We start from the raw sequence: 8,008 nt of genomic DNA, 5'->3' as shown, positions 1-8,008 counted from the left end.
CCCCGACCCGGCCGGGGCCGGTCGGCCGGCAGCGCTCCTTGCCAGCGGCTGATCGCCGCGACGGCGCGGCCCGCCGGATCGCTCCGGCGGGCCGGCGGCGAGGCCGTCAGGCGACGGCGACGACCTCCTTCTTGGGCCAGACGGTCTTGGCCGCGATCACGGCAGCCGCCGAGACCACCACTCCGGCGATCAGGCTGATCAGGAAGCCGAGGATGGCTGCCGGCAGCGGCTCGAACGCGAACAGGACGAAGATGCCGCCGTGCGGGGCCCGCAGGCCGACGCCGAGAGCCATGCTCAGCGCGCCGGTCACCGCGCCACCGAGCATCATCGAGGGGATCACCCGCAGCGGATCGGCCGCGGCGAACGGGATGGCGCCCTCGGAGATGAAGGAGGCGCCGAGCAGCCAGGCGGCCGTGCCGTTCTCGCGCTCCACCTCGGTGAACAGCTTCTTGCGCACGGTCGTCGCCAGAGCCATCGCCAGCGGCGGCACCATGCCGGCCGCCATCACCGCTGCCATCACGTGGAAGTTCGCCGCGGTGGCCGCGGACAGTCCCGCGGTGGCGAACAGGTAGGCCGCCTTGTTGACCGGGCCGCCGAGGTCGAAGCACATCATCAGGCCGAGCACGATGCCCAGCACGACCGCCGAGCCGCCGGACATCCCGGACAGGCCGTCCTGCATGGCCTTGGTGAGGTTCGACAGCGGAGTGCCCAGGAAGAGGTACATGACGCCGCCGACGATCAGCGTGGTGACGAGCGGGATGATCACGACCGGCATCAGGCCGGCGAGCCAGCGAGGGACCTTGAAGCCGGAGATCCACAGGGCGATCACGCCGGCCAGGAGGCCGGTGACGAGGCCACCGAGGAAGCCTGCGCCGATGGCGACCGACACCGCACCGCCGACGAAGCCGGGGGCGATGCCGGGGCGCCCGGCCAGCGCGTAGGCGATGTAGCCGCTCAGCGCCGGGATCAGGAAGCCGAATGCCGCGCCGCCGATCGTGAAGAGCATCGCGCCGAGGTAGAGCGCGAAGCCCGCGGGCATGCTGCCCAGCGAGTTGTGGGCGAGGACGAGGGCTGCCATCGAGGACGCCTGACCGCAGGTGTCGGCATCCACCCAGGTGATCGCAGCGCAGTCCTTGGGAGCCAGGGCGATGTCGTACCCGCCGAACAGGAAGCCCAGCGCGATCAGGAGGCCGCCGGCGGCCACGAACGGGATCATGTACGAGACGCCGGTCATCAGCGCCTGCTGGACCCGCCTGCCCACGCTCAGCTGGGACGCTCCCGCCGCGGACGAGGCGGCTCCGGCGCCACCGGAGGCCGCGGCCACCCTGGGCGCGTTCGGATCGGCGGCCGCGGCCAGCGCCTCGGCCACCATCTTCCCCGGCTCGTTGATGGCCCGCTTGACGCCGGACTCGATCACCGGCAGCCCGGCGAACCGCTCCTTGTCCCGGACGGGGACGTCGGTGGCGAAGATCGCCGCGTCCGCCCTGGCGATGACGGCCGGGTCGAGCCATTCCACCTTGCCCGAGCCCTGCGGCTCGACGACCAGCTCGACGCCGGCCGCCGTGCCGGCCTGTTCGAGGCCGTCAGCGGCCATGAACGTGTGGGCGATGCCGGTGGGGCAGGCCGTGACGGCGACGATCAGCTTCTTGGGTGCGTCGCCGGGAACGGGAGCGGATGCCGCGGCGACCGGGCCGGCCGTGGCCGGTTCGGCCGGGGAGTCGGCGCCAGTGGCCTGGTTGACCAGCGCGACGATCTCCGCCGGGCTGGACGCGCCGCGCAGGCCGTCCAGGAACTCCTGGCGCATCAGCGAGCGGGCGAGCATCGCCAGCAGGGTGAGGTGCGCGTCGTCGGAGCCCTCGGAGGCGGCGATCATGAAGCAGATGTCGGCAGGGCCGTCGGCCGCGCCGAAGTCGACCTTGGGCTGGAGCCGGGCGAACGCGAGCGTGTTGGTGTTCACTGCGGCGGAGCGGCAGTGCGGGATCGCGATCCCGCCGCCGAGGCCGGTGACGGCCTTCTCCTCCCGGGCGAGGGCATCGGCGGCGAGGCCGGCCTCCTCCGCCCTGCCGGACTTCGCCACGAGGGCGGCGAGACTGGTGATGACGTCGGTCTTGGTTGCCCCGAGGTCCGCGTCCAGCAGGACGAGGTCGGGGGTGATGAGCGGTTCGGACAACGGTGTTCCTCTTCTGTGCGGTACGGACGTGGTCAGTGGACGGATGTGACGGTGACGGCGGAGGTGTTGAGCTGGTCGGGCTGCGGCAGCGCGGTGCCGGCCAGCGAGGCGGCGGCCGAGCCGTAGGCGACGGCGAGCCGGAGCCGATCGGGGGCGGCGAGCTCCCTGGTGTGGGCGAGGACGTAACCGGCGACCGAGGAGTCGCCCGCTCCCACCGTGCTGCGGACGGTGACCGGGGGCGGCGAGGCGTGCCAGGCGCCTTCGGGAGTGACGAGCACGGCGCCCGCACCCCCGAGAGTGGCCATCACCGCGCCGACGCCGCGCTCGACCAGCGACCGCGCGGCCTCGACGCACGGGCCGGGGTCGCCGGCCGCCGTGGAGCGTTCCAGGCCGTCAGCGTCCGAGCCGGTGAGCTGGGCGAGCTCCTCGGAGTTGGGCTTGAGCAGGTCGGGGGCCGCGTCCGGGAACTGGGCGGCGAGGGCGAGCAACGGCGCGTCCGAGGTGTCGACGGCGATCCGGCAGCCCCACGGCCGCAGCGCGCGGACCAGGTCGGCGTACCAGTCCGCCGGCACCCCCGGCGGCAGGGAGCCGGACAGCACCACCCAGTCGGCACGCTCGGACTCGAGCACGAGCAGGCGGGCGAGTCGTTCGACGACGTCATCGGTGAGGCTGGGACCGGGCTCGTTGATCTTGGTCGTCGTGCCGTCCGGCTCCGTCAGCGTCAGGTTCGTGCGCACCGACTCGGCGAGGGGCACGCTGCGATAGGGCACCCGCAACGCGTCCAGCCCGTGCAGGATCTGGTCGTCGGAGGCCGCGGGGAGGACCGCCCGGACCGGGTGACCGGCGTAGTGGACCACCCGGGCGACATTGATTCCCTTGCCGCCGGGCTCGACGGTGACCGAACTGACCCGGTGCACGTCGCCGCGGGTGAGCGGGCGGTCGAGGGTGGCGGTGCGGTCGAGGGACGGGTTGGCGGTGAGCGTGACGATCATGCGATCACGACCTCGATTCCCGCGCCGACGAGCTCGGCGCGATCGTGGGCGGAGACGCCGTCGTCGGTGATCAGGACGTCGACGGCGCCGAGGGGGGCGAACGTGACCAGGAGTTCGACGCCGACCTTGGAGCTGTCGGCCAGGACGACCACGCGCCGTGCGGCCGCGACCATGGCCTCCTTGACCGCGGCCTCGTCCGGGTCCGGGGTGGAGAAGCCGTGGCCGACCGAGACACCGTTGGTGCCGACGAACGCGACGTCGCAGCGCAGCCGGCCGAGTGCGGCCACGGCCTCGCCGCCGACCGTCGCCTGGGTGATTCCGCGGACGCGGCCGCCCAGCAGGTGCACCTGGGTGCCACCACTGCTGACCGCGAGCTGGGCGGCGACGGGGACCGAGTTGGTGATCACCGTGCCGAGGCTGCCGGGAGGAACGGCCGCGGCGAGCCGGCCGATCGTGGTGCCGGCGTCCAGGATCGCGGTCGACCCGGCCGTCGGCAGGTAGGCCAGCGCCGCCTCGGCGATCCGGCTCTTCTGGGCGACGAAGGCGGGCTCGCGCTCGGTGAGCGCCGTCTCGACGAGGGCGACGTTCTCGGCCACCACCGCACCTCCGTGGACGCGGCGGAGGATGCCGCGCTTGTCGAGGACGTCGAGGTCGCGCCGGATCGTCTCCGTGGTGACGTCGAATCGTGAGGCGAGATCTGCCACCGACACCCGGTCGTGCCGGAGGGCGAGGTTCACGATCGTGCGATGTCGCTCCTCCGCGTACATTCCCAACCCTTCCCACCAACGCCAGTGTTGCTATGGATTGTTTTATCTTGTTTTGATTGGGGTTGTCAAGACCCCATCCCTGCCTTCGTGTGGGAAAACCCCGGCGCCGCCGCTTCCCTGCCGCCTCCGCTGACGCCCTTGCTCCCGAAAGGCGGGCTTGCTCCCGGAATTCGGGGAGCAAGCCCGCCTTTCGGGAGCAAGGAGAACGCGGGACGCCGGGAGAAGGCAGGATGAAGGGCCGGCGGACAGGAGCGCGCGGCGGGGCGCCGACTCCGCGGGAGCCGGGTCAGGGGGACGGTGCGCTACTCGCCGTAGGTGTCCTCGTCGGAGAACAGGCCCGACACGCTCTCGCCGCAGTTGATCCTGCGCACGGCCTCCGCGAACAGCGGCGCCACCGAGACGGTCGTCAGCCGGTCCAGTCCCTGCGGGCCGGGCACGGTGTTGGTCGAGACGATCTCGACGATGTCGGGGACGGCGTTCAGCCGCTCGACCGCCTTGCCCGAGAACAGGCCGTGGGTGGTCGCGACCGAGATCGAGTTCACGTGATAGCGCCGGACCGTCTCGATCAGCTCGACGACCGACCCCGCGGTGGCGATCTCGTCATCGAGGATGATCACGTCCTTGCCGCCCACCTTGCCGACGATCGCGTCGATCACGACCTTGTCGTCCGCCTGGCGGCGTTTCGAGCCGGCCGCCATGCCCACGCCGAGCATGCGGGCGAACTGGTTGGCCTCCTTGGCGTTGCCGAAGTCGGGCGAGACGACCACGGTGTTGCGCAGGTCCCTGGACCGGAAGTGGCGAGCCAGCACCGGGAGTGCGGTGAGATGGTCGACCGGCATCGAGAAGAAGCCGTGCACCTGCTGAGCGTGCAGCGCCATGGTCAGGACGCGGTTCGCGCCGGCGGTCGCGATCAGGTCGGCGACCAGCCGCCCGCCGATGCTGATCCGGGGGGCGTCCTTCTTGTCCGAGCGCGCGTACGCGTAGTGCGGCATGACCACGGTCACGCTGGCGGCGGAGGCGCCACGCGCCGCGTCGGCCATCATCAGCAGCTCCATCAGGTTCTCCTGCGTGGGCGGCACCAGCGGCTGCACGATGTACACGTCACGCTGACGGCAGTTGGCGCGCAGCTGGACCTGCAGGCAGTCATTGGAGAAGCGGGAGAGCCGGGACGCGGACAGCTCGACTCCGAGGATGTCGCACATCTCCTCGGCGAATTCGCGATGGGCGTGGCCAGAGAAGACGGTGATATCTGTCACGAGGAGCAACCATAACTGCCGCGACGCACGGCCCGGGAACCGCTCCCACCCGCGAGACCCGGGGCGGCTCAGACGTTGAACTTGTAGCCGAGGCCGCGGACGGTGACCAGGAGCACCGGGTTGGCCGGATCCTCCTCGAGCTTCGCGCGCAGCCGCTTGACGTGGACGTCGAGGGTCTTGGTGTCACCGACGTAGTCGGGTCCCCAGACGCGGTCGATCAGCTGCCCGCGGGTGAGGACGCGGCCGGAGTTGCGCAGCAGCAGCTCCAGCAGTTCGAACTCCTTCAGGGCCAACTGCACAGGCCGTCCACGGACGGTCGTCTCGTGCCGCTCCACGTCCATCCGGACGCCGCCGGCCTCGACCACGTCCTGCACGAGCTCGACGTCGGCACCGCGGCGCAGCACCGCGCGAATCCGGGCGACCAGCTCCCGATGGCTGAACGGCTTGGTGACGTAGTCGTCGGCGCCCAGCTCCAGGCCGACCACCTTGTCGATCTCGGTGTCCCTGGCGGTCACCATGATGATCGGGACGCTGCCGCGGGCGCGCAACTGGCGGCACACCTCCGTACCGGACAGGCCGGGCATCATCAGGTCGAGCAGGACGATGTCGGCGCCCTGCCGGTCGTAGGCGGCCAGCCCGGACGCCCCGTCCGCGGCGAGGCCCACGTCGAACCCCTCCTTCTGCAGGAGGAAGCCGAGGGTCTCCCGGTAGGTCTCCTCGTCCTCGATGATCAGCACCCTGGTCACACGCGGGCTCCTTCCTGGCTCTCCGGCAACCGGAGGGTGAACGTCGATCCCTGCCCGAGCCGGCTCCACACCGCCACCTCGCCGCCGTGCGCCTGCGCGACGTGCTTGACGATGGACAGCCCCAGCCCGGTTCCCCCGCTCGCGCGGCTGCGGTCGGCGTCGACCCGGTAGAACCGCTCGAAGATGCGCGCCTGGTCGGCGCCGCTGATGCCGATCCCGTTGTCGGACACGCGGATCTCCACCTGCCCTCCGACCGCCCGGCTGCTGACCGCCACGCGTGCTCCCGGCTCGGAGTAGGCGACGGCGTTCTGCACGAGGTTCGTGACGGCGGTCTCGAGCTCGTCGGCGTCCCCGACCACCCTGAGGCCGGCCTGCACGTTCATCGAGAGCATGATCTCCCCGGCTTCGGCGATCGCCCTGCAGCGGGCGACGGACGCCTCCAGCACCTCGGTGACGTCGACCTCGTGGGCGGCCAGCATCGGGTTCTCCGCCTGGAGCCGGGACAGCGCGATGATCTGGGAGACCAGCTCGTTCAGCCGGCTCGTCTCCTTCGACAGCTTGCCGAGGAAGGTGTGCACGGCGTCGGGGTCGCCGGCGGCAGCGTCCGCCGCCTCGGCGAGCAGGGTGATCGCACCGATCGGGGTCTTCAGCTCATGGGTGATGTTGGCCACGAAGTCACGCCGGGTCTCGCTGAACCGCAGGTCGGCCGACCGGTCCTCGCCGACCACCACCGTCGACCCGTTGCTGATCGGCACCACCCGGACCGCCAGCTGGACGGCCGGGCTGGCCGGACCCGGGGGCAGGCGCAGGTCGCGCTCGACCGCGCGTCCGGCGGCGCGGGACTCGGTCAGCATCGCGACGACGTCGCTCGGCCCGAGACTGGAGCCGCGGACGAGCCCACAGGCCTTCGCGAACGTCGAGGCGGCGATCACGACGTCCCCGTCGGTGACGACGGCGACGGCGGCGTGCAGCGGGGCGATGATCTCGCCGAGGTGCTGCCGGGAGACGATCTGGCTGGCCGCCTCCGCGGTGGCGTGCCGAATGCCCAGCCACACGGCGAGCGCTCCCAGACCTGCGCCGAACACCAGACCCAGCAGGGCCAGGGCGTAGGGCGTCATGGCTGGGAGTCTAGACACCTGCGACGGCTCCACCCGTCCCGATCGGGCCCCCTGCGGAGCGTTTGGCCGAAGGTTCACCGAGTGTTCACCTCGTGTTCGGGACGCGTCCCGCTGGCGCGGCGGGGGCCCCTCTAGCCTGTCCGCGGGACAATGGCGCCGTCACCTGATGGACGGCGCTGCCGACGGACACGGAAGAAGCAGGATGCGCGACAACTACCACGAGAGTCTGGAAAGTGTGGTCACCGACCTGGTGGCGATGAGCGAGGCCGTGCAGGTGGCCGTCCGCGACGCCACCGCGGCGCTGCTCGGGGCCGATCTCGCCATCGCGGAGCGCGTGATCGGCGAGGACGCGGCGATCGACCGGCTGCACGACGAACTCGAGGCACGCTGCTTCTCGCTGCTCGCCCGGCAGGCGCCGGTCGCCGGCGAGCTGCGCACGGTCGTCGCCGCACTGCGCATGGTGGCGGACCTTGCCCGGATGGGCGACCTCGCCGCGCACGTCGCGAAGATCGCCCGCCTGCGTTACCCGGACCACGCCGTGCCGGACGGCCTGGTGCCGAACTTCACGTTGATGGCCCGGGTCGCGGAGGAGATGGTGCAGACCGCGGGTCGTTCGCTGCGCGAGCGCAACGCCCACGACGCGGGCAAGCTCGCCGAGAGCGACGAGGAGATGGACGAGCTGCGCAAGAGCCAGTTCCGGGTGATGCTCGGCAAGGACTGGGGCTACGGGGTCGAGGCGGCGGTGGACGTCGCACTGCTCGGTCGCTACTACGAGCGGATCGCCGACCACGCGGTGCTGATGGCGTCCCGGGTGATCTACGTGATCACCGGCCTGCTCCCCGAGGGCGAGAACTGGCCGGTGGCCTGAGGACCCGATCGAAACGGGACCCTGCGGCGCGAACCGGGCCGGTTCGCGCCGCAGGGTCCCCTTCGGCCAGGAGTGCCTTGCCGAGCTACTT

7 protein-coding genes are annotated in these 8,008 nt (G+C 71.6%); 1 reads left to right on the top strand and 6 read right to left on the bottom strand.

All coding sequences use genetic code 11. The features are described from left to right. Positions 1 to 106: 106 nt before the first annotated feature. From QM633_RS10980 to QM633_RS10955, 6 genes are all read right to left on the bottom strand, one after another. Entirely contained in the window at positions 107 to 2,170 is a 2,064-nt protein-coding gene (locus QM633_RS10980; protein WP_415153799.1) for a fructose-specific PTS transporter subunit EIIC, read from the bottom strand. 32 nt (positions 2,171 to 2,202) lie between these two features. Continuing rightward, positions 2,203 to 3,162 (bottom strand): 1-phosphofructokinase, encoded by a 960-nt coding sequence (pfkB, locus tag QM633_RS10975; RefSeq protein ID WP_415153798.1) that lies wholly within the window; start codon positions 3,160 to 3,162, stop codon positions 2,203 to 2,205. Continuing rightward, positions 3,159 to 3,929, bottom strand: coding sequence for a DeoR/GlpR family DNA-binding transcription regulator (locus tag QM633_RS10970; protein WP_415153797.1), 771 nt, complete (start codon positions 3,927 to 3,929; stop codon positions 3,159 to 3,161). Before QM633_RS10970 ends, pfkB begins: the two co-directional genes overlap by 4 nt. 302 nt (positions 3,930 to 4,231) lie before the next feature. Further along, entirely contained in the window at positions 4,232 to 5,185 is a 954-nt protein-coding gene (locus QM633_RS10965) for a ribose-phosphate diphosphokinase (RefSeq protein WP_415153796.1), read from the bottom strand. A 68-nt stretch (positions 5,186 to 5,253) separates the two neighbouring features. Further along, positions 5,254 to 5,931 carry a response regulator gene (locus QM633_RS10960; protein WP_415153795.1) on the bottom strand — a complete coding sequence of 226 codons (678 nt, stop codon included), beginning with the start codon at positions 5,929 to 5,931 and terminating at the stop codon, positions 5,254 to 5,256. Then, positions 5,928 to 7,049 carry a sensor histidine kinase gene (locus QM633_RS10955; RefSeq protein WP_415153794.1) on the bottom strand — a complete coding sequence of 374 codons (1,122 nt, stop codon included), beginning with the start codon at positions 7,047 to 7,049 and terminating at the stop codon, positions 5,928 to 5,930. Before QM633_RS10955 ends, QM633_RS10960 begins: the two co-directional genes overlap by 4 nt. A 202-nt stretch (positions 7,050 to 7,251) precedes the next feature. On the opposite strand from QM633_RS10955, the gene phoU reads away from it, so the two are divergent. Continuing rightward, positions 7,252 to 7,917, top strand: a complete 666-nt coding sequence (phoU, locus tag QM633_RS10950; protein ID WP_415153793.1) for a phosphate signaling complex protein PhoU — start codon at positions 7,252 to 7,254, stop codon at positions 7,915 to 7,917. Positions 7,918 to 8,008 lie beyond the last annotated feature (91 nt).

Origin of the sequence: Propionicimonas sp., assembly GCF_047606205.1 — a bacterium.
Classification (GTDB): domain Bacteria; phylum Actinomycetota; class Actinomycetes; order Propionibacteriales; family Propionibacteriaceae; genus Propionicimonas.
This window is presented reverse-complemented; position numbering and strand designations above follow the sequence as displayed.

Coding starts and splice junctions, on each gene's coding strand:
- phoU (WP_415153793.1), top strand. CDS start 7,252: ATGCGCGACAACTACCACGAGAGTCTGGAAAGTGTGGTCACCGACCTG.
- QM633_RS10970 (WP_415153797.1), bottom strand. CDS start 3,929: ATGTACGCGGAGGAGCGACATCGCACGATCGTGAACCTCGCCCTCCGG.
- QM633_RS10955 (WP_415153794.1), bottom strand. CDS start 7,049: ATGACGCCCTACGCCCTGGCCCTGCTGGGTCTGGTGTTCGGCGCAGGT.
- pfkB (WP_415153798.1), bottom strand. CDS start 3,162: ATGATCGTCACGCTCACCGCCAACCCGTCCCTCGACCGCACCGCCACC.